Annotated in this window: 23 protein-coding genes; 12 read left to right on the top strand and 11 right to left on the bottom strand. The window is 36.9% G+C overall.

The genetic code is table 11. The features are described from left to right. Positions 1 to 16 precede the first annotated feature (16 nt). Positions 17 to 481, bottom strand: coding sequence for a copper chaperone PCu(A)C (locus tag J0H12_00560; protein MBN9412404.1), 465 nt, complete (start codon positions 479 to 481; stop codon positions 17 to 19). Between the two features lie 645 nt (positions 482 to 1,126). Between J0H12_00560 and J0H12_00555 the strand changes: the two genes are divergently transcribed. From J0H12_00555 to J0H12_00545, 3 genes are all read left to right on the top strand, one after another. Further along, positions 1,127 to 2,137: an EamA family transporter gene (locus J0H12_00555; protein MBN9412403.1), complete on the top strand. Its 1,011-nt coding sequence runs from the start codon at positions 1,127 to 1,129 to the stop codon at positions 2,135 to 2,137. Between the two features lie 477 nt (positions 2,138 to 2,614). After that, positions 2,615 to 2,941, top strand: coding sequence for a hypothetical protein (locus tag J0H12_00550; protein ID MBN9412402.1), 327 nt, complete (start codon positions 2,615 to 2,617; stop codon positions 2,939 to 2,941). Between the two features lie 117 nt (positions 2,942 to 3,058). Further along, entirely contained in the window at positions 3,059 to 3,520 is a 462-nt protein-coding gene (locus J0H12_00545; protein ID MBN9412401.1) for a ferritin-like domain-containing protein, read from the top strand. A gap of 45 nt (positions 3,521 to 3,565) precedes the next feature. Here the strand turns inward: J0H12_00545 and J0H12_00540 are convergent, their stop codons facing one another. Together J0H12_00540 and mutM are read right to left on the bottom strand one after the other, a co-directional pair. Beyond that, positions 3,566 to 3,856, bottom strand: a complete 291-nt coding sequence (locus J0H12_00540) for a hypothetical protein (protein MBN9412400.1) — start codon at positions 3,854 to 3,856, stop codon at positions 3,566 to 3,568. 86 nt (positions 3,857 to 3,942) lie between these two features. After that, on the bottom strand, positions 3,943 to 4,776 hold the full coding sequence (mutM, locus tag J0H12_00535; GenBank protein MBN9412399.1) for a bifunctional DNA-formamidopyrimidine glycosylase/DNA-(apurinic or apyrimidinic site) lyase: 834 nt from the start codon (positions 4,774 to 4,776) through the stop codon (positions 3,943 to 3,945). A 72-nt stretch (positions 4,777 to 4,848) separates the two neighbouring features. Between mutM and ubiE the strand changes: the two genes are divergently transcribed. Genes ubiE through J0H12_00495 form a run of 8 tightly spaced genes read left to right on the top strand, consistent with a single transcriptional unit; the run spans position 4,849 to position 10,959 of the window. Continuing rightward, positions 4,849 to 5,610, top strand: coding sequence for a bifunctional demethylmenaquinone methyltransferase/2-methoxy-6-polyprenyl-1,4-benzoquinol methylase UbiE (ubiE, locus tag J0H12_00530; GenBank protein ID MBN9412398.1), 762 nt, complete (start codon positions 4,849 to 4,851; stop codon positions 5,608 to 5,610). A gap of 56 nt (positions 5,611 to 5,666) precedes the next feature. Continuing rightward, a complete protein-coding gene (gene gatC, locus J0H12_00525; GenBank protein ID MBN9412397.1) occupies positions 5,667 to 5,954 on the top strand; it encodes an Asp-tRNA(Asn)/Glu-tRNA(Gln) amidotransferase subunit GatC in 288 nt (95 codons plus the stop codon). A 3-nt stretch (positions 5,955 to 5,957) separates the two neighbouring features. After that, positions 5,958 to 7,442 carry an Asp-tRNA(Asn)/Glu-tRNA(Gln) amidotransferase subunit GatA gene (gatA, locus tag J0H12_00520; protein MBN9412396.1) on the top strand — a complete coding sequence of 495 codons (1,485 nt, stop codon included), beginning with the start codon at positions 5,958 to 5,960 and terminating at the stop codon, positions 7,440 to 7,442. Continuing rightward, positions 7,439 to 8,920 (top strand): Asp-tRNA(Asn)/Glu-tRNA(Gln) amidotransferase subunit GatB, encoded by a 1,482-nt coding sequence (gene gatB, locus J0H12_00515; GenBank protein ID MBN9412395.1) that lies wholly within the window; start codon positions 7,439 to 7,441, stop codon positions 8,918 to 8,920. The genes gatA and gatB overlap by 4 nt, the downstream gene beginning before the upstream one ends. Positions 8,921 to 8,971: 51 nt before the next feature. After that, positions 8,972 to 9,700: a F0F1 ATP synthase subunit A gene (locus tag J0H12_00510; GenBank protein MBN9412394.1), complete on the top strand. Its 729-nt coding sequence runs from the start codon at positions 8,972 to 8,974 to the stop codon at positions 9,698 to 9,700. Positions 9,701 to 9,746: 46 nt separating this feature from the next. Continuing rightward, a complete protein-coding gene (locus tag J0H12_00505; GenBank protein ID MBN9412393.1) occupies positions 9,747 to 9,971 on the top strand; it encodes a F0F1 ATP synthase subunit C in 225 nt (74 codons plus the stop codon). A gap of 21 nt (positions 9,972 to 9,992) precedes the next feature. Further along, positions 9,993 to 10,472 (top strand): hypothetical protein, encoded by a 480-nt coding sequence (locus tag J0H12_00500; GenBank protein MBN9412392.1) that lies wholly within the window; start codon positions 9,993 to 9,995, stop codon positions 10,470 to 10,472. Beyond that, positions 10,465 to 10,959 carry a hypothetical protein gene (locus J0H12_00495; GenBank protein ID MBN9412391.1) on the top strand — a complete coding sequence of 165 codons (495 nt, stop codon included), beginning with the start codon at positions 10,465 to 10,467 and terminating at the stop codon, positions 10,957 to 10,959. The genes J0H12_00500 and J0H12_00495 overlap by 8 nt, the downstream gene beginning before the upstream one ends. Here J0H12_00495 and J0H12_00490 read toward each other — a convergent pair. From J0H12_00490 to J0H12_00475, 4 genes are read right to left on the bottom strand one after another with little or no spacing between them, the layout of a single operon-like run. Continuing rightward, complete coding sequence (locus J0H12_00490; protein ID MBN9412390.1) at positions 10,946 to 12,853, bottom strand: heme lyase CcmF/NrfE family subunit; 1,908 nt, start codon at positions 12,851 to 12,853, stop codon at positions 10,946 to 10,948. The two genes, J0H12_00495 and J0H12_00490, sit on opposite strands and share 14 nt — an antisense overlap. 12 nt (positions 12,854 to 12,865) lie before the next feature. Continuing rightward, complete coding sequence (gene ccmE, locus J0H12_00485) at positions 12,866 to 13,306, bottom strand: cytochrome c maturation protein CcmE (protein MBN9412389.1); 441 nt, start codon at positions 13,304 to 13,306, stop codon at positions 12,866 to 12,868. Continuing rightward, entirely contained in the window at positions 13,296 to 13,448 is a 153-nt protein-coding gene (locus J0H12_00480) for a heme exporter protein CcmD (protein ID MBN9412388.1), read from the bottom strand. Before J0H12_00480 ends, ccmE begins: the two co-directional genes overlap by 11 nt. Before the next feature lie 14 nt (positions 13,449 to 13,462). Beyond that, a complete protein-coding gene (locus J0H12_00475) occupies positions 13,463 to 14,194 on the bottom strand; it encodes a heme ABC transporter permease (GenBank protein ID MBN9412387.1) in 732 nt (243 codons plus the stop codon). Positions 14,195 to 14,367: 173 nt separating this feature from the next. Here J0H12_00475 and J0H12_00470 point away from each other — a divergent pair, with 173 nt between their 5' ends. Then, positions 14,368 to 15,612 carry a hypothetical protein gene (locus tag J0H12_00470; GenBank protein ID MBN9412386.1) on the top strand — a complete coding sequence of 415 codons (1,245 nt, stop codon included), beginning with the start codon at positions 14,368 to 14,370 and terminating at the stop codon, positions 15,610 to 15,612. A gap of 16 nt (positions 15,613 to 15,628) precedes the next feature. Here J0H12_00470 and J0H12_00465 read toward each other — a convergent pair whose 3' ends face one another. From J0H12_00465 to J0H12_00450, 4 genes are all read right to left on the bottom strand, one after another. Beyond that, complete coding sequence (locus J0H12_00465; protein MBN9412385.1) at positions 15,629 to 16,432, bottom strand: hypothetical protein; 804 nt, start codon at positions 16,430 to 16,432, stop codon at positions 15,629 to 15,631. Positions 16,433 to 16,467: 35 nt separating this feature from the next. Next, the gene (locus J0H12_00460; GenBank protein MBN9412384.1) at positions 16,468 to 17,436 is read right to left on the bottom strand and encodes a trypsin-like peptidase domain-containing protein; all 969 of its coding nucleotides are present in this window, start codon (positions 17,434 to 17,436) and stop codon (positions 16,468 to 16,470) included. Between the two features lie 405 nt (positions 17,437 to 17,841). Then, on the bottom strand, positions 17,842 to 18,300 hold the full coding sequence (locus tag J0H12_00455; protein MBN9412383.1) for an Hsp20 family protein: 459 nt from the start codon (positions 18,298 to 18,300) through the stop codon (positions 17,842 to 17,844). A gap of 321 nt (positions 18,301 to 18,621) precedes the next feature. Beyond that, positions 18,622 to 19,761, bottom strand: coding sequence for a hypothetical protein (locus J0H12_00450; protein MBN9412382.1), 1,140 nt, complete (start codon positions 19,759 to 19,761; stop codon positions 18,622 to 18,624). Positions 19,762 to 19,821 lie beyond the last annotated feature (60 nt).

Here is a 19,821-nt window from a genome sequence, read left to right as displayed (position 1 = left end):
AAAAGGGGGGTTCCATTCAAAAAATACCGCTTTTACATTCGCATTCATGATTGTTTTTACGTACTTCGGCAATCATTGAGACCTGACCAGCTTTTGCAAATGTTAAAGTCAACTTAATTTTCTCTTTTTCTTTCAGAGGCCGATGAATATTTATCAACATGATATGGAGTCCCCCCTCCTTCAGATCAACTGTTTGTTTTGCAGGGATATTAATTGCCTCAATCGGTCTCATTCTAAAAATATTACCTTCTCGCACATGAGTATGTAACTCCACGATATTACATGCATCTGTTCGTACTTTCACGAGACGATCAGAGGTAAGCCCCTTATTGATAATTTTCATATAAGCAGCGCTATTACCAATCTCGGCAGCCCGTACCCAAGCGTTTTCAATACGAATAACTGACGATGAAGAAGCTTCATTCGCTAAAATCGGACTAATGAATAAGGAAAATATAACCAGAAAGAGATGTAACTTCATCGTCAATTCCTTTAATAAATAACCGTGCACTAAAGGGAAACGCCTTATACATACATTATTTCAAGCAAGATAGCGATTAATTCTTAAAAAAACTAAGTTAAAAAGTTAAATTTAATATTTTTTAACGAAAAATTAACTTTAGAGCTCTATAAATTTTAATGAACAACAAAAGGTTTGCAAGCAAAAAGACAAAAAGAAATTTACAAAAAAGCCCGCTTTAACGCAGCAGGCCTTTATCGATGTAAATTTATTTTATTACACATTTGTTGTAATAAGATAATTTTTAGAAATTAATAACTTCGATTGATCAATTTTCTTTAACATGTCTTCCTCCTAAACATTAAATCGACAAAGATTTGATGCATGCGCCAACAATATGCGGCACACAGAGCGATAATATCATAAGTTTTTAATATTGCAATAATTTTAATTAAATTTTTGCAATTTCAGTATTTTCAATAACTTAAAAATCATTATACCCATTCCGTCAATTAAATTATTCAATATTATTGTTAACTTCACTTAAATTTGTGTATATTAAATTAAGCTATTATATAATTGTTAAAAAATAAGTTGTATGTACCCTAAATGTTCTCATATGTTTAATAATGTAGTGTACAAAACTTTCAAGGAATGTATGAGTAAATGAGTCTTAAAGACACATTTATAGGGGTTTTTGTCCCCTTTTTATGGGCCACAAGTTTAATTGTGCAAAAAATTGCCTTGGATCATATTTCAATTTACATTTTAAGCTTTCTACGCCTCGTTTCTGTCGTTCCTTTACTCTTCTTATATTCTAAGCCGACCAATCCAATTTCTAGATATTTTTTAGCGGGCCTGTTTTGGAATGCTCTTAATTGGTTATTCATTGGTTTTGGCCTTAAAGCTGGAGTGGGTCCAGGATTATCCTCCTTCTTAATGCAAACAAATATTCTCTTTGGGGTTCTCTTCTGCTTCTTGATTCTTCAGGAAAAAGTCTCACTTATTGAACTTGCGGGGATGGCGGTTGCTTTTTTAGGAACCTATCTCTTAACCCAAGCAAGGTATAGCGACACCTCAGATATGCCTTTTCTGGGGATTGTATCTATCTTAGTGTCAGCCATCTGCTGGGGTATTGGATTCACCCTTCTCAAAAAATTTAAAATGGGCGCTAAAATGGCTGACAATGTATGGCTCTCAGTCATTTCGATTCCTTCATTGATGGTCATTCCATTTATTCTCGAAGGCCCCCAAGAAGCTATCTATAATTTCGCTCATCTTTCTTCAATTGGCATTTTATGTTCTATATATGTGGGATTGGTTTCAACAGTTTGGGCAGGATACCTTTGGCTAAGTCTTGCACAACGTGTTTCATCCCTTAAACAAACCCCTTTTATGCTACTCCTTCCTGTCTTCACTTGTTTACTATCTGCTTTACTATTCGGTGAAGAGCTTACATTTTCTCAAATAACTTCAGGAGGTATTATTTTATTAGGAGTTTTCATCACAAGGCTTCAATCCTTATTCACAAAATTTCCTTTAATTAAAGAGTCAAAAAAAGAACCTTCTAAAACATCTCCTTTAAAAAAGGCTCAAACAATCCATAAAAATACAAATAATTCTATTTCAAAAATAGAGCGCTCTCTTCTGGTAAAAAGAAACCATAGAAAATCTTAAATACCGATTTTATCGTCGTATATGCTCCCTAATAAGAAACACTTATCATTAAATGGAAAAAAACTCACATCTCCTCTTATTCAGTGTAGCGCTAATAAAAATGAGGGTTTCGACTATTTACAAAACATATAAATCCAACAACAGGCGCAAAACAGACTTTATTTCAACTAGCCTCACAAATTTGATAATTATAAAATTTCAGTAATGCGCCATAGGGTGCATTAATGTGCAACACTCATAATGGGTTGATAGAAAATTCTGCAGTATTAAGTGGTGGGATTTTCCAAAGACCTTCCAATCTTATGACTTGCACATGCAATAAAAGGAACATGAAGTTTGTTTTTGCAACTCTATTCCTCATAAGAAAGGCTCTTCAGGAACACTATATTTCTAAGGTCCCAGAAAAGAGACCTTTACTTCCACGAAAATTGTTGCTGATTTCCTTTCTCTGCCCCTAAAAATACAAAGGAGAGAAAAATGGCACAAAACAATCGCAATAAACAACCTCAAAGCCCCAAAACTTCTAAACGCGGCTTTGCATCAATGCCTCATGAAAAAGTTCAAAAAATTGCTCGCCAAGGAGGGTTAGCAAGTGCCGAAAAAGCTGGGCATGATGGGATGTCTGAACGCGGGCAAAAAGGTGGCGAAGAAAGAAAACGTCAACTTGGTCATGAAGGCTATGTTGAGTTAGGTCACATGGGCGGTGAAGCTCGTAAAAAACAACTCGGCCCAGAAGGTTACGCGCGCATGGGACGTGAAGGTGGAAATGCTCGAAGAGATAAATCAAAACTAGGAAAAACGTAAAGGCGCACCCATCCATATCAAGCCAAATATACATTCTTTTTTAAAGGGTAAACTCAACAACCAATATTTTGATGTTTGCCCTTTCATTTTGAAAGAAAAAAAATAAAGGGGCAAAAAATGGTAACTTTAGTTGGAATACAAGCAAATTTTGAGGATGCTCTCAAAGATCTTATCGAATTAGATTATGATGCGGTAGAAGCTTATGAAGCTGCTGTAAATCGTCTTCACAATCAGGAGCTCAAAGAGAAATTAAACATCTTCAAAGCCGATCATGAGTGGCACATCCAAGAACTTGCAAATGTTTTAAAAAAAAGAAATATTGCTCCTCCTTCTGGCCCAAGCGTAGGAAAACAATGGCTCACAAAAGGAAAAGTTATACTCGCAAATTTAATTGGCGACAATTCCATTTTACGAGCCATGCTTAGCAATGAACTTGATACAAACACCGCATATGAGCGCGTTTTTTTGCGAGAAGACATGTGGCCTGAAGCTAAAGATATCATTAGAAGAAGTTTTGAAGATGAAAAAAGGCATAAAAAATGGCTTGAAAATACTATTTTAGAAGAGAATAACCTATAATTTCTTACGATTTCCCTTTCCTATAGAAAAAAGAAGGTTATTTTTTCAAAGTACTTTAGACTTAAGCTGAAAAATCACCGTTAACATTCCTCCTTTATTTTGAGGAATAATTTCTAAATATTTATCATTTAAAACATACGTAAACCGCCCTGTTCGTTCCCATCCATATGTTTGCAACCTATCTTGATAAAACTCTTCAATATCTTCCACAAAAACATTCCCCGAAGCTTCCGCTTCAAGTCTAAAAATGTCACCTCCTTGCCCCACATCTTCAATCTCCCCTGTAAGCTTAAGTCCATGCATAAGTGGGATATTTTTCAATGCAAGAATGGCCATAGGAGTCTCTTTTCCTAGCTTTAGCCTATTTGTTGCACATGAAAAAGATATAATAAAGGTGAAACAAATTAGACATAAAATTAATCTCATTTTTGACATTTTCCACAGTAAAATGTTGAACGATTAGATTGAAGAATTCGCTTAATTTCCATGTCATCACATTGCAAACACTTTTCCCCTTCACGATTATATACCATAAAAGTGTCTTGAAAAGCTCCTTTTTTGCCGTCTGGTTGGCGATGATCTTTTAATGTTGATCCTCCCGCAGCAATTGCTTTCTTTAAAATATCTTGAATTGTCTTAACTAAAAATTCAGCTTCTTGATGAGTAATTGTTTCTGCTAATCGAAGAGGTGATAATTTTGCCCGATGAAGAGCTTCACAAGCATAAATATTACCCAGTCCCGCAATGATTTTTTGATTTAAAAGTGCCGCTTTAAGAGAGAGTGACCTATTTTTAAAAAGTCTCAAAAGAAATGTAGCAGAGAAATCCTTATCCAGAGGTTCTATCCCTAAAGAACTTAGTAGAGAAAAACTTGATAATTCTTCTAAGGGAACAAGCAGCATTGCTCCAAAACGACGCGGGTCTCGAAATCGCAATGTTAAACCAGAGAAAAAGGTGATCTCCACATGATCATGCGCTTGACGAGGATTTAATTCTTCAGGGGCAATAATTTGCACTCTTCCTGACATTCCTAAATGCCATAACAAGATAAAATCAGCTTTTTCAAAATATAAAAGAAGATACTTAGCTCGACGGACAAGTTTTTTAACTTTTTGTCCCTTAAGCATTTCTTCAAAATTAGAAGAAATAGGCCAACGCAATCCACGGTGATGGACTTCGACTTTTTCGATTGTCTGATCAAGTATACACTTCTCAAGGTTTACTTTGACAGATTCAACTTCCGGCAATTCAGGCATAAGAGTACTAGAAATTAAATTAAGTTTCCTTTATGGTTTACTCTATCTCAAAAAAGATAAGAAAACACATAGATGACAAACCGTAACACTACTGATTTTGGTTTTCAAGATGTAGATTCATCAAAGAAGACAGGCCTTGTTACCGATATTTTTCGTCGTGTCGCAAGTAATTATGACTTGATGAATGATGTTATGAGCTTTGGTATCCATAGATGGTGGAAAGATCAACTTATTCAAAGAATTTCCCCTAAAAAAGAAGAAAAGTTTTTAGATGTTGCAGGTGGAACTGGAGACATAGCTCTGAGACTCCTTCATAAAACAGCACCTGAAACAGATATTATCATTTCCGATATTAATCCTGCTATGTTGGAACAAGGTCGAGCCCGCGCCATTGATCAAGGAGTGATTAAAGGTTTGCAATGGAGTTGCGCAACAGCGGAGAACCTCCCTTTTCCAAACGCTTATTTTGATGTTTATACGATCGCCTTTGGCTTACGCAATGTTACCAATAAAGAAGCTGCTCTGAAGGAAGCTTTCCGCGTTTTAAAACCAGGAGGTCGCTTTTACTGTCTTGAATTTTCTAAAGTCAATCATTCCTTATTTGAGAAAGCATATTCTCTTTACTCTTTCAGTGTTATCCCAAAGATTGGTGCTCTTATCGCAAAAGATAAGGCTGCTTACCAATACCTGGTTGAGAGTATTGCTCGTTTTCCGTCGCAAGAACAACTCGTCACAATGATAAGAGATGCTGGGTTTTCTTCAGTTTCATATCAAAATCTTACGCAAGGAATTGTCGCTATTCATGAAGGGATAAAGGGCTTCAAAGAAGCTTAAAAAAATGATATGAAACAGCAGTTCAATTAACAAGCATCGACTTTTAAAGAGGCAATATGACGATTGATATAAAAATAGTTCATAGGATTTCTAAACTTGCGAGAATCAAAATTCCGGAAGCAGATGTTGACTCTCTCAAAGGAGACCTTAATCGCATTTTAGGCTGGATTGAACAATTGTCAGAGGTCAATACAGACAATATTCAACCTCTTTATAATATTTCACTTAAAAATATGCCTCGACGTGAAGATCAAATCACCGATGGAAACTATCCTAACGCTATCCTTGCCAATGCGCCAGAAGCAGAATTTGGCATGTTTATTGTGCCTAAAGTTGTAGAGTAACCCATGACAAAATTAACCGACCTTACCTTATGTGAAGCAAGAGATGGCCTTATTAACAAGCAATTCTCAGCCCAAGAATTAACCCAATCTCACTTAGAGAAAATGGACGAGACAAGGGCTTTGAATGCTTATATTACTGAAACGCCTGATATTGCACTCAAAATGGCTCAAGCATCTGATGCAAAAGTTGCAAAAGGCGAAGAGCTTGGTACTCTCGAAGGACTTCCTATCGGAATTAAAGACCTTTTTTGTACTAAAGACATACGCACAACAGCAGGTTCAAAAATACTTGATGATTATAAACCTCAATATGAATCAACTGTAACTCAGAATTTATGGGATGCTGGGGCCGTATTATTAGGCAAATTAAATCTTGATGAGTTTGCGATGGGCTCAGCTAATCTCACAAGTGCTTATGGCCCTGCTATAAGCCCCTGGAAAATTAGAGAAGATGATCGCCAATTTGTTCCTGGAGGTTCTTCTGGTGGATCCGCAGCCGCTGTTGCAGCTGGCTCTGCTCTTGCGACAACAGGCACTGATACAGGAGGATCAATTCGGCAACCTGCAGCTTTTGCTGGGATTGTCGGTCTAAAACCAACCTATGGTCGATGTTCCCGCTATGGAGTTGTCGCTTTCGCATCTTCTCTCGATCAAGCAGGGCCTCTTACAAAAGACGTTCATGATGCCGCTTTAATGCTTAAAGTTATGGCAAGTTATGACCCTAAAGATGCGACTTCTACCAATATTCCAGTTCCTGATTATGAAAAATTCCTCACAGGAAATGTTAATAAGCTCAAAATTGGCATTCCAAAAGAGTATCGAGTTGACGGCCTTAATCCTGAAATTGATGCATTATGGATGCAAGGAATAGAGTGGCTTAAAAGTGCTGGAGCCGAAATCCATGAGATCTCACTTCCCCACACTAAATACGCCCTCCCAACCTATTATATTCTTGCACCTGCTGAAGCTTCCTCTAACTTAGCCCGCTATGATGGCATACGCTTTGGCTTAAGAAACTCTGGCCAAACTCTTGATGAATTATATGAACTTACGCGTGCAGAAGGATTTGGAAAAGAAGTCAAACGTCGCATTATGATTGGCACGTATGTTCTCTCAGCTGGCTATTATGATGCTTATTATCTCAAAGCTCAAAAAATCAGACGCCTTATTCATCAAGATTTTGAAGAAGCTTTTAAGAAGATAGACGTCATTTTAACCCCCACAACACCGACTGCTGCCTTTGCTATTGGAGAAGAACCTAAAGATCCCGTGACGATGTATATGAATGACGTTTTAACTGTCCCAGCTAATTTGGCGGGAATTCCAGGCCTTTCTATTCCAACATCTTTTACCAAAGAAGGCCTTCCTTTAGGATTACAAATCTTAGGGCCTGCTTTTGAAGAAGGTCGAATTTTAAACGTCGGCTATGCTCTAGAACAAGCTGCACAATTTAAAGAAAAAGCCCTAAAATTACGGACACGCACATGAGTGAAAAAAATAATTATATCCAAGGCAAAACAGGTCTTTGGGAAGTCGTGATAGGACTTGAAGTCCACGCACAAATTGCCTCAAAAGCAAAGCTTTTTTCTGGGGCTTCAACAGCTTTTGGCGGAGATCCAAATACTCAAGTTTCCTTCATTGATGCCGGGTTTCCAGGGATGTTACCTGTTATTAATAATTTTTGCGTAGAACAAGCCATTAAAACAGGTCTTGGTCTGAATGCCCAAATTAATAAAACCTCTATTTTTGATCGTAAAAATTATTTTTATGCTGACCTTCCTCAAGGATACCAAATTTCCCAGTATCATTATCCAATTGTTGGGAAAGGCTTTCTTGAAATTGAGCTTGAAGATGGCACAGTGAAGCGAATTAATATTACACGCCTTCATCTTGAACAAGATGCCGGTAAAAGCATTCATGATCAACATCCCACCAAAACTTATATTGATCTCAATCGCTCAGGTATCGCCTTAATGGAAATTGTTTCTGAGCCTGATATTCGTTCGATCGAAGAAGCCCAAGCTTATATTAAAAAATTACGAGGTCTCTTACGTTATTTGGGAACTTGTGATGGAAATATGGAACAAGGCAGCCTTCGTGCCGACGTCAATGTTTCTTTAAGAAGACCAGGGGATACCTATGGGACACGCGCAGAAATAAAAAATGTCAACTCTGTAAGATTCATGGGGCAAGCAATTTCTTATGAAATCCAACGTCAAATGGAAATCCTTGAAAACGGTGGACAGATAGACCAAGAAACACGTCTTTTTGATGCCTCAAAAGGCATCACTAGATCTATGCGTAATAAAGAAAACGCTCACGACTATCGTTATTTCCCAGATCCCGATCTTCCACCTCTTATTTTAAATGATGAAGAGATTGAACATATTCGGGGAATGCTTCCCGAATTACCAGATGCTAAAAAAGCTCGTTTTATAAAAGACTATCAACTTCCATCTTATGACGCGGGTGTTTTAAGCTCTGAACTCGAGACTGTTTTCTATTTCGAGACAGCCCTTAAATTTCTCAAAGAAACAACTGAAAAAAGCATAAAGCTACTTGCAAATTGGATTATTGGAGAGTTATTTGCAGCTCTTAATAGAGATTCCCTCTTGATTGAAGACAGTAAAATCTCAGCTCAATCTTTGGCCGAACTTGTTAATTTTATTCATGAAGAAACAATTTCAGGACGTCTCGCAAAAGATATTTTTGCAGAGATGTGGGAAACGGGCGAACATCCAGATAAAATTATTCATACAAAAGGTCTTGTTCAAGTAAGTGATGAAGGAGCTATTGCAACCGTTATTGATAAGGTCCTTAGTGAAAATCAAGATAAAGTGACTGAATATCAATCAGGAAAAGATAAGCTTCTTGGTTTCTTTGTTGGGCAAGTTATGAAGTTGATGCAAGGAAAAGGTAATCCAGCTATTATTAACAAAATTTTGCTTGAGAAATTAAAACCTTAAAACGACAGTTAATCTCTCGCTTTTTAAGAAAAAGGGTTTACAATAAAGTTAATGGCAACGAATCCTTTAGAACAATTTTTGATTAAATCTATTGTCCCCCTCCATATTGGGGGCTATGATATTTCTTTCACAAATTCTTCTTTATTTATGGTCTTGACAACAGCCTTAATTATTTTATTCCAATGGGTAGGAGTTAAAGACCGTAAAATCATTCCTTCTCGTATCCAATCTTTTTATGAAATTAGCTATGATTTCATTCAAACAATGGTCAAAGATAATCTAGGAGAAGATGGGAAAAAATTTTTCCCTTTTATTTTTTCTCTGTTTCTTTTCATCTTATTTGGCAATCTCTGGGGAATGATTCCTTATTCTTTTACATTTACAAGTCATATTATTGTCACAGGAGCACTCGCCTTTATTGTATTTGTCCTTATTACAAGTGTTGGGTTGGCAAAACATGGGGTTAAATTTTTTAGACTCTTTTTTCCCAAAGGAGTACCTTTAGCTATTGCACCCATTTTAATTCCTGTTGAAATTATTGCTTATTTATTCAGACCTATTACGCTTGCCATACGTCTATTTGCGAATATGATGGCCGGCCACATGGTTTTGAAACTCTTTGGTGGTTTTACAGTCGCAATGGGCGTATATGGTTTGTTTGCTCCTTTGCCCTTTTTGATTTTTTTTACTGCTTTTGAAGTTTTTGTTGCATTACTTCAAGCATACGTTTTTACTATTTTAACATGTATTTATTTACATGATACCCTTCACTTACATTAAGTTTATGGTAAACTCAGACATTCAAAATACATAAAGGAGATAATGAATGGAGGTTGGTGCAGCTAAATTAATTGGAGCAGGCTTGGCTGTTATTGCTCTTTTGGGCGTCGGCATTGGCGTTGGGAATATATTTTCGAATCTTTTAAAAGCTATTGCTCGCAATCCATCTGTTAAAAACGATGTGATGATTCCGGCTTATATTGGTGCTGCGTTGACAGAGGCTGTTGGTATTTTAGCCTTTACAGTCGCACTCATCATCTTATTTAGTTAAGATAAAGCGGCGGAGTCGGTAATGCCGCAACTTGAAATAACCACTTATCTTTCCCAACTTTTTTGGTTAGTAATTTGTTTTGCAATTATTTTTCTTTTTTCATGGCGTATTTCACTTCCACGCCTGACAGCCCTTTTGCATCAAAGATGGGAACAAATAGAGGGGCAAAAAAAATTAGCTGGTAGCTTACGAGCTGAAGCTGAAATCCTGAGACAAGCTCAAGAAAAAACTCTTGAGAAAGCTCGTCATCAGGCTAAAGAAATTATGATTCAAACTGACCACAAGATAAAGCTTAGTTTTGAACAAGAGCGCATTCGTCTCTCAAGCACAATGAGAGAAAAAATTAAAGTAACAGAAGCTCATTTACATCAAAAGAAAGAACAAATTTCCAAAGAGATGCCTGAAATAGTTCGTCAGCTGACTCACGAAATTATTAAAAAGGCTTTAAATTCATCTGATTCTTCTCAACTTATTATTAAGGAGAAAAAATCTGATGCTTAATGCCTCTTTATGGGTTTTGATTGCTTTCTGTATTTTAATCTTATTCATTGGACGCCCTGCTTGGCGTGCGCTTGTGAACTACCTCGATCAACATTCTTTTAAAGTTAGAAATGATCTAGAAGAAGCAAAACGTCTTCATAAAGAAGCCCAGGATTTTATTAATGACGCAAAACGTTTACAAATGGAAGCAACTCATCGCGCCCAAGAAATTATTTCTCATGCTAAAATCCAAGCTGAAACTTTACAGAAAACATCGCAAGAAGAACTTGAAACCTATATACGAATTGAAGAACAATTACTTTCAGAACGACTTTCTCACATGAAGGCTCAAGTTTTAGCAGAAATCGAGAATAAAGCTCTCAAAGCTGCTCTTGATGCAGCTCATCAGAATCTTGCCAAAACAATCCAATCTTCTGAGCAAGAGCATCTTTTTACTGAAACCCTTGATCATGTAAAAAACAGTCCCTTGAAATCTAAATCTTCATAACTTTCTTCTGCCTCAAGAAGGCCAACACCAGGCTTATAAATCCACCTAAGGCCATCAATAAAGCCCCTATCCACAAAAGTTGAATACCAGGATAAACAGCTATCTCGAATACCCATCTTTTTTTAGGTAATACTCCTCCCAGAACAATATAAAGATCCGTTAACCAATGGTGCTTAAGAGCAACTTCTGTTGTTAAGACTTGTGAAGATTGATAAAAACGCTTTTCAGGTACCATTAATTGAGGTTTTTCTTGTCCATTATTGATTTCTAAATAAGCTTGACGAGCTTCGTAAGTTGGCATCTTATAAGTTTTTATCTCTTTTAAATAAAACGTATAACCTTGATAATTTGTCTTCTCTCCCTCCTTAAGAAGAATTGTTGTTTTAGAAGACCACAGATTTAGAATACACATGCCCATAATAGAAATTGCCATCCCACTGTGGGCAAAAAGCATGGCATAGCTATTCAACTTTAGGTTCCGTCTCCTCCATTCCATAAAGGAAGAAAGCAAAATTAAACTCGTTAAAACTAAACCCACCACTCCAAATGAAAGCTGACAAGATCCAAATCCGAGTACGCCAAAGATAAGAATACTTCCCAAGATTAAAAAATTGACCCATCTTGAGAGTTGCTTTCGTGTGGTATGGGCCCATACAAAGATAGGTCCCCCAATCATAAAAATCATCATCAAAAATGTCAGCGGAATTACCATCATTTGAAAATAATCCGATCCCACAACAAGTTTTCTCGTAAGCCAAAATTCTCCTAATAAAGGTGAAATTGTCCCTAATAAAATAAGGCCAGACATAAGTGTTAATAAAAAGTTATTTACCGTAATGCCGCCTTCTCGTGAAAATAAGTGAAATGAGTGAGAAGAGGTAAGTTTTGGAGCTCTATAAATAAAAAAACCAATACCTATACAAGAAATAAGAACCGTAAAACCAAAAATGAAAGCTCCTCGAGTGGGATCTGTTGCAAAACTGTGGACAGAGTTAATAGCGCCGGAGCGTACAAGATAAGTCCCGATAAGACAGAGGATAAAAGTTATAATCCCCAATAAAGGCCCCCAAAACTTAAATGAACCTTTCTTCTCAAGGGCAAGAAGAGAATGAATAAGTGCTGTCCCTAAAAGCCATGGCATTAAAGCTGCATTTTCAACGGGATCCCAAAACCAATATCCTCCCCACCCTAGCTCGTAATAAGCCCAGAAACTTCCTGTGGCAATGCCGAGGGTCAAAAAAATCCAGCTCATTAAAACCCATCTTCTTAAAGAACGAGCCCAAGAAGGTGTAATTTTATTTTCAATTAATCCAACGATTGCATAACTATAAGGCACTGAAAAACCGACATAACCTAAATATAAAAGGGGCGGATGAATAGCAAGGGCAGGATCTTGTAACACGGCATTTAAATCTTGTCCTTCATAAGCAATGTTCATGGCTCGCATAAAAGGATTTGCGAGAATAAGTACATACGCCAGAAATCCTATCCCTAACCCAGATTGAATACTTAAAAGTTTTAAGCGAGTTTTAATGAAAGATGTTCCTTCAGAACTCGAGCGTACCTGCATCAAAAATGTGTAAAAAGTTAGAGCCCAAACCCATAAAATCATTGAGCCTTCATGATTCCCCCACACACCCGTGATTTTATATAAAAGAGGAGTCTTTGAATGAGAGTGAGACGCGACAATTTGCAAACTAAAATCTGACATAAGAAAAGCATAGATTAAAGTAAGGAATGAAAGAGTTAGTAATATAAAACTACTGAACGCCCCTAATCTGCCGAGTTGAAGAGCAAAATGAGTTTGCTTCTTAACTAAAAAAAGGGGAACCACACTGTTAATAAGCATGATTATCACTGCTGCATAAAGAGCACTCTCTCCAAATTCATTCATGTTAGATCACCTTTAGTCCTTGAGTGTTTGCACTATTTTATCTTGCTTGTTACCTGGTTTAGGAGGTCGATAGTTTTCATCATGCTTTGCCAGAATACGGTTAGCATCAAACACGCCATTTTCCTTAAATTTACCTTCCGCAACAACACCTTGACCTTCACGAAAGAGATCCGGAAGGGCAGAGCTAAAAGTCACTAAAATCTCTTTCTTAAAATCCGTTAAAATAAATTCGCCTGCAATACCGATAGGAGCATATTTTAAACTTTTCTCTTTCACGACCCCTCCAAGGCGAATTTTTTCAGAAGGAAGGGAATTTCCTTTATTTAAGTCTTCTGGCGTGTAAAAAAAAATAAGATGCGTACGTAAATTATAAAGCACAGCAGATAGTCCTCCACCGAGACTTATAAGAGCAAACATAATATAATAAAGACGTTGTTTCTTTTTAGATATCATGATGCTTTAAGGTCTGTTCAAGTCGTTTTATCCTTTTATGAGCAGCTTGAACTTTCAGATAAGTGAAAACAAAAAAAACAAGACAACTGATAAGAGTTATAGCATACGCACTTGCGATATAATAAAGATAAGAAGTATCCATCTTTTTTTTCTTTCTCAATTCGATTTTAGAGCCTGTACTTTAAAGGCATAAAGGTTTTGTTCTCGCCGTTTCAAATACTCTGTTTCAATTTTTAGCAAAAGCATTACGATAAAATAACTTGCGTAAGCACCAGCCATCAAAAAAAGAGGAATGAGCATCTCAGAATGAATAGAGGGAGAAGAAAGCTTCGTTAGGCTTGCAGGCTGATGAAGCGTGTTCCACCAATTTACAGACCATTTTATAATCGGCAAATTAAATGCTCCAACGATGACGAGTATACTTCCAGCTTTAAGCCCTTGAGCCTGATTTTCAAAACTATCAACCAAAGCCAAGTAGCCTAAATAAAGCAAAAAAAGAATGAGGACAGAGGTTAAACGCGCATCCCACACCCACCATGTACCCCACATGGGCTTTCCCCATAAAGCCCCTGTCGTTAGACTGATAAAAGTAAAAAGGGCTCCAATCGGAGCTGCTGCCTTCACAACGATATCTGCTAAAGGATGTTTTGTAATCCACCCTATCATCGCATTTAAGGCCATGAATGCATACACTCCCATGGCAAACCAGGATGCTGGCACATGAATGTACATCATACGTACAGCATCCCCCATTTGGTAATCAGGTGGAGACCCAAAAAATGCAAACCATAACCCCAAACTTAAAAAGAGAATATGGCTTACAATACAAAAAGGGAGAACCCTTTTCTTAAAAGTTAAAAATTGTTTCGGACTCGCAATAATGCGCATAAGATCTCCTATTTAGTGGTCTGAGTGTAGAAGATTTTCAAGCTAATGAGAAATAAAAAGATGGGATTTCTTTAGACATCTTTTGATTAATTTTTGAAAAAATTCTTATTTCGTGTATTATGGTTGTGTCTTAGAAAATAACGACATTCCTTGTCCCTAATACAGAGGTCTCTATGTTTTTAAACAAACTAAAAATCTGGTCTCAATATAAGAATTTTTTACAGCTTATCCTGATCATCTCTGCTGTCTTTACTCCACACGCTGAAGTTTATTCTACAGAGTTAACTGGAGATGAGATCCTGAGAAATCATCAAATTCTACAAAGACTTGTTAACGACTGTTATACAAATTTTTCAGGAAATCATTACAAAACTTATTTTAATCCAGGACATGATCGAAATTTCAACTTTCGAGGAAATATCAATTTTTGTGCCGGTGGTATTCAATGGATGATGAGAAAAACGGACTCAGACGAATATATAATCACTCCTTTCACTCCTTTCAGAGGAAAAACTGGAAAAAGATTAATTTTTTCGAATACCTCGACCTATCAATGGTCAGGAAGGGAATTAGATACTTATCAAATCTTATCATGGCCATATGAAAGAATAGGAGATGAACTAGAAGATGGAAAAATTGAATATAGTTTAGAACCTTATCATGCTACTTTTTTGGAAGAAATGGAGGAAGAGTTTGGTAAATGGTTGAAAAAAGAAGCTGCCTTTGATCGCAAATACTTTCCTCGATTTTTCCCGCATTCCTGTAAAAAAAAGGATGAAAGAAAATCCATAGTAAATAGAGATGTATCAACAGATTTTGATGAAACTAAAACAAAGTATTTCAGAGCTCTCGACCAAGTTGATTTTGAAAGTTATAAGCACCTTTTTGTGTCAGATACAACCCCTGAAGACCTTATAGATAGAGGCCCTAATATGCTTATCCAAGACGCTGATCATAATCATTCCGAGCCTCTTTTTTGTTGGTGGGTTCAACAAAATATTGAATCCTTGAAAGAAGCCATAATTTCTTCTAAACCTGGATATGACGTTGTATACCCTATTATCTCTCTTTACACAGAGCGACAAACTTGTCTTATCCCATGTGAGCAAGTTGTCCAAAAATGCGCCACTAATTCTTATGTCCCTCTCATTTCATTTAGTAAGCCTTATGAACGAAATAAAGAAATTATCTTAGCTGGATTAACGTCAAAAATAAATCTTGGCAATAATGAAATGGGATTCCCACCTTCTACAATGGTACCAGCCATAAAATTATCAGTCCCTCATCTAGAAGGAATAATAGGAATTTCAAAACCTGATTTTGTGAATTGGGAAATCGTAAGTGTCTTTCAACCCAGCGAGAATACACAGCACCTGAGAGGAATTACAAGGTTTCCTATTCAGTTTCAGCTGGACTAAACTAAGGAGAAAGAGTTTATTTTCCGAAAATATCTTCTTTGAAATAATCTTCATGTGTCTTTATGTGTCCTGAATGATGTTTTACGACTTCTTCTTCCTGAAGATATTTTTGAGGAATATAAATAATTTTACTTTTTAAAACAGGATCTAAAGGAGAAAAGGTTTCTGCATCTTCCGCAGCCGTTGTGCCAATGATCACTAAATATTTAAAAGAATCTTTCTTAATCAATTCTTCTAAAACATCCGTAATATCGCAACCTATGCTAGTTCCAGAAAGATTAAAACATTTGATCTTTCCTTTAATTTTATCTGTAAGTTCTTTGTATATTGCACCTACGGTATTAATAGAAATAAAGCGCTGAGACAGATCAATCGCAATATCTTGGTCCGGATTTTCAGTATGGAATTGATTTAATTGGCTAACAAAAGCTTTCAAAGGAGTACCATCTTTATAAGCCAAGTACCCTCTCTTCTTTTCATACTTAAATCTTAAAACAGAAACTTCTTTCCCTTCTTTAATTACTTCCAGATATTTGGGGGATTGTGCCTCCTGATGAACAGAATCAGTTGAAGTTTTTTCTTCTATTCCCCCAACATCTTTAGTGGAGGGACTATCAACCCGGGGTAGTGAATAAAGATCAATCCCCATGTGAGCAAAAACATCCATACTCGAACTCGGATGAATTGGACTTGATACTCTCATGACAAGTGGTTGTACTTGGGTAACTATTTTCTCATTTAAAAGAGAGATTGTCTGAGTAGAAGCATTACTAGTACCAGTTAAAGTAAATAAGCCAATAAATAAAATCTTCAACTTCATTCTATTCTCCTTTTAAAATTTAAGATCTATCAAACCTACTGCTCAACATCAGTTTTTAAAGTTTTCTCAAAATGAATCCGAAAAGCATCCAACTGACTTGCTTTAATAACATACCCAAGATTTAACATGACGTTCGATTGAGAAAAAGGGGTTAATTGGGTGGGAATATCCTTCGTCACAATTTTTCCTTCTACAGTCATCTGAGGACCTGAATGCAAGATACCTAAAAATAAAAGTCTCCCACCTGCAACTATATTATTATGACCTACACTATATATCCCTGCATTATATATAAATACAGGAGAGCCTGAAGACCCTGGAAAACATGCGGCATCAATCATAAATTCTGGTTTACCATTAAAATCAATTGCCGGATGTGTTGACGTGATTCCTTTTCTAAAAATAGGAAAGTTATTAACTGAATCGTAAAGCCCTGTTGGGTATCCAACCATTAAAACATCTTCAACTGCTGATAACTTTTTTAAGTCTTCTTCTGTCGGTATTAAAGTTTTATTTAAAGAAATCATAAAGGGAGTTTTTTTATACTCTTCTAGCTCCTTTATTATAGGAACAAAAGGAATAACACAAAGATCTATCTCTTCTTTGGGATGAAGAATCACCCTATTCTCAATGTCTTTGAGTTCTAAAATGAATTTATCACTTGAAGGTATAATTTTATCAGAAGTAACAATTGTCCCATGAAAATGAAATTTGGCTTCCGTTGCGCCCTTAACGACATGTTTATTCGTGACAAGGCAAGGCACAGTTTTCTTCTCTGATGGATCTCCAAGGGGAAAATCAAAACGAAAACCGGTTCCCACACCTTGATCTGTTTCAATTCGAACTGTGCAATACATCAGTTGATCTGTGATCGTCTGAGGAACCAGCCCTGGCTTAGGAGAAGATGAAGATTCTGCCTGCTCTTCGGGTAAAGTAGAGGAAGAAGCCTGTTGCCAAAAAGCAGAACTTAAAAGGGTTAAACAACATAGAAAAATCTTATACATAAATCATTCCCTTTACTTGAATTGGCTATTATTAGAACATAATTTGGCTTTAATGGCAATTTCATTAAAAGTTAGCTTAGTTCTATAATTTGTTATTTGCCCTTTTTACTTTTACGCCGGCTTAGAGCCTATTTTATGCCCCCATAAGATACTCAATTACATAGGATGCACAGACACAAATTTAAAATAAATAAATGAATACAATGTATCTTTTTTGCTTTCCTCATTTTCAGGAAAAAATTTCATCGACGGCAGATAAAATTAGGCAATTAAGAAAGATCTCAGCCATAAACTTAAGCATAGTATGATGCTGTTTACCGCCTCACAATTTACCTTTGGCCAGTTTTAGTGCCACTTACGATGAACTGAAACCAGCCAAAGAATATTTATTGAAAATGGTAATGATTACGATTCAATCAACTTTCCTTTAGACGCATGAGCCGCTGGCCGAATTTCAATCGTTCGGGGTTTCATCGCCTCAGGGATTTCACGTTGAAGCGTAATTCTGAGAAGGCCATTTTCAAGATTGGCTTCTCCGACTTTAATGAAGTCAGCAAGCTGAAAATGTCTTTCAAAGGCACGCCCTGCAATGCCACGGTAAAGATATTGGACATTCTCATCGTCTGCCCGTGCTTTACCCATGATCACCAGCACGTTATCTTGAACGGTGATACTTAAATTCTCGTCACTAAACCCAGCCACAGCCATTGTTAGGCGGTAGGTTTGATCATCCACTTTTTCAATATTATAAGGAGGATAGGACGCCCCTCCTTCTTCGCCACGGGTGGCTGAATCCATCACCCGCATTAAGCGATCAAAACCAATACTTGAACGAAACAAAGGTGTTAAATCATAATTGCGCATTCTTATTCTCCATCGAGCAATAAGGTTAATCCATCCGCAAAAGCCGGACATTCCCAATCGGACCCACGTAGGCATCCGACCTATTATAATCATATCAAAAACAGCACAAAAAAGCAAGATTTTTGTAAATACTCCCTTTTAAAACCAAGAGTTTTATCTTTTTATTTTCAATGAGTTATTAGGTATTTTTTTTTGCTTTCCTCCGGCTCTTAAAACCACTAATCAACAGGGAAAACTTCCTCCCGATTTGTTAAAAGAGGCTTCACGGAATGCCTCCTCAAATCAGAGGTAGGGCATTGAACAAAATGCCTTACTTGATGATTATTTTTTTATTGCCTTTGCATTCAGTGGATCAACGGATGCCTTTTTTCTTATGTGTCCACTTCGCGGAGACGCTGCGCCTTCTTTTTTTAAAGGTTCTGAATATGATTGATTTGATGAGCTTTGAGAGGAAGCGAAAGAGCTTGAAAAAGTTGAAGAACTTTCCTTAGGCTCTTCTGCTTTAGGTGAAGAAGGGACTTGAGATTGCTCATTCTCTTTTAAGAGCGCATCTATATCTTCCTGTAATAAGGTGAAATTTCCTTTCCGCGTTGACCGAGATGAAGGCGATTCTGGTCTCTTGTTTTTCCCTAACAATTGACTTGAAGGGCTTGATGAAGATGCCAGAGATCCTTCTGTCTCTTCTTCTTTTTTCTCTAAAGAAGGCTGTATCGCAATGCCTTGAGAGCTGGGCTCTGCCTTCTCTTTCTTTTTGAAAGGGCTTCTTTTCTTCGATGGAGTCACAATTTTTTCACCTAATATATCTTCTAAAGAATCACTTCTTTCCTTTAGTTTTCTTGTAAGCTCGCCATCCTTAGTAACGCCATATTCTCCTTTAGAAAGCTCGGATATCTGGCACGAATCTCTTCTAGAATTTTCACTAAAATCATCAAATGACGCCCCCTTTTTGGTCCAAAACAACCCACCATCTTTGAAGTTTTTCGCCTTTGCTCGCTCAATTGCCTGAAGATGAAATCTAAGAGGCGGGAAGCTTCCATGAGAAATTTTATAAGTACCTTGATAATAATCTTCGCCAGTTTTGAGATCAACCAACACTCGCATAATGATCGGTGAAACTTTTCGCTCTTTGTATTTTTGGCTCATTAGCATCTTATAGTAGACTTCGTAGTTCCTAGACGAGAAATCATCGGGGTCAACATGGACTGAAAACACATAATGGCAATCTCCCAATTCTCTTACCTGAGACAATCCTAGATATTGTGCTCCCGCTGTTTTATTGCCAGATAAATATGGATTGTCTACTATTAACATTTGAAGCGTAGAAAGAGGGATTTGAAGATACTGAAGCCCAATTTTAGCGGATTTGAATGTTTCTCCTTCATCAAGAGCACTGGCCCTGACCGACTGCCTGTTCAAGACCACAAGAAATAAACCAATGATAACCCATCTAAAACTCTTCATAAATAAACTCCATCCCAACAATTTTATGTCTAAAAGTTAAAAAAACCGTAGCACATTCTT

It is taken from the genome of Candidatus Paracaedimonas acanthamoebae (genome assembly GCA_017307065.1).
In the GTDB taxonomy this organism is placed as follows: Bacteria; Pseudomonadota; Alphaproteobacteria; order Caedimonadales; family Caedimonadaceae; genus Paracaedimonas; species Paracaedimonas acanthamoebae_A.
Note: the sequence above shows the minus strand (reverse complement) of the source record. Positions and strands in the feature narration are given on the sequence as shown.

Excerpts from the sequence above, each read along its gene's own strand:
- J0H12_00480 (MBN9412388.1), bottom strand. The coding sequence starts at position 13,448 with ATGGATACTTCTTATCTTTATTATATCGCAAGTGCGTATGCTATAACT.
- J0H12_00540 (MBN9412400.1), bottom strand. The coding sequence starts at position 3,856 with ATGGCCATTCTTGCATTGAAAAATATCCCACTTATGCATGGACTTAAG.
- gatC (MBN9412397.1), top strand. The coding sequence starts at position 5,667 with ATGACGATTGATATAAAAATAGTTCATAGGATTTCTAAACTTGCGAGA.
- J0H12_00470 (MBN9412386.1), top strand. The coding sequence starts at position 14,368 with ATGTTTTTAAACAAACTAAAAATCTGGTCTCAATATAAGAATTTTTTA.
- gatB (MBN9412395.1), top strand. The coding sequence starts at position 7,439 with ATGAGTGAAAAAAATAATTATATCCAAGGCAAAACAGGTCTTTGGGAA.
- J0H12_00510 (MBN9412394.1), top strand. The coding sequence starts at position 8,972 with ATGGCAACGAATCCTTTAGAACAATTTTTGATTAAATCTATTGTCCCC.
- J0H12_00505 (MBN9412393.1), top strand. The coding sequence starts at position 9,747 with ATGGAGGTTGGTGCAGCTAAATTAATTGGAGCAGGCTTGGCTGTTATT.
- J0H12_00465 (MBN9412385.1), bottom strand. The coding sequence starts at position 16,432 with ATGAAGTTGAAGATTTTATTTATTGGCTTATTTACTTTAACTGGTACT.
- gatA (MBN9412396.1), top strand. The coding sequence starts at position 5,958 with ATGACAAAATTAACCGACCTTACCTTATGTGAAGCAAGAGATGGCCTT.
- J0H12_00450 (MBN9412382.1), bottom strand. The coding sequence starts at position 19,761 with ATGAAGAGTTTTAGATGGGTTATCATTGGTTTATTTCTTGTGGTCTTG.
- J0H12_00455 (MBN9412383.1), bottom strand. The coding sequence starts at position 18,300 with ATGCGCAATTATGATTTAACACCTTTGTTTCGTTCAAGTATTGGTTTT.
- J0H12_00555 (MBN9412403.1), top strand. The coding sequence starts at position 1,127 with ATGAGTCTTAAAGACACATTTATAGGGGTTTTTGTCCCCTTTTTATGG.
- ubiE (MBN9412398.1), top strand. The coding sequence starts at position 4,849 with ATGACAAACCGTAACACTACTGATTTTGGTTTTCAAGATGTAGATTCA.
- mutM (MBN9412399.1), bottom strand. The coding sequence starts at position 4,776 with ATGCCTGAATTGCCGGAAGTTGAATCTGTCAAAGTAAACCTTGAGAAG.
- J0H12_00560 (MBN9412404.1), bottom strand. The coding sequence starts at position 481 with ATGAAGTTACATCTCTTTCTGGTTATATTTTCCTTATTCATTAGTCCG.
- J0H12_00475 (MBN9412387.1), bottom strand. The coding sequence starts at position 14,194 with ATGCGCATTATTGCGAGTCCGAAACAATTTTTAACTTTTAAGAAAAGG.
- J0H12_00545 (MBN9412401.1), top strand. The coding sequence starts at position 3,059 with ATGGTAACTTTAGTTGGAATACAAGCAAATTTTGAGGATGCTCTCAAA.
- J0H12_00460 (MBN9412384.1), bottom strand. The coding sequence starts at position 17,436 with ATGTATAAGATTTTTCTATGTTGTTTAACCCTTTTAAGTTCTGCTTTT.
- J0H12_00550 (MBN9412402.1), top strand. The coding sequence starts at position 2,615 with ATGGCACAAAACAATCGCAATAAACAACCTCAAAGCCCCAAAACTTCT.
- J0H12_00495 (MBN9412391.1), top strand. The coding sequence starts at position 10,465 with ATGCTTAATGCCTCTTTATGGGTTTTGATTGCTTTCTGTATTTTAATC.
- J0H12_00490 (MBN9412390.1), bottom strand. The coding sequence starts at position 12,853 with ATGAATGAATTTGGAGAGAGTGCTCTTTATGCAGCAGTGATAATCATG.
- J0H12_00500 (MBN9412392.1), top strand. The coding sequence starts at position 9,993 with ATGCCGCAACTTGAAATAACCACTTATCTTTCCCAACTTTTTTGGTTA.
- ccmE (MBN9412389.1), bottom strand. The coding sequence starts at position 13,306 with ATGATATCTAAAAAGAAACAACGTCTTTATTATATTATGTTTGCTCTT.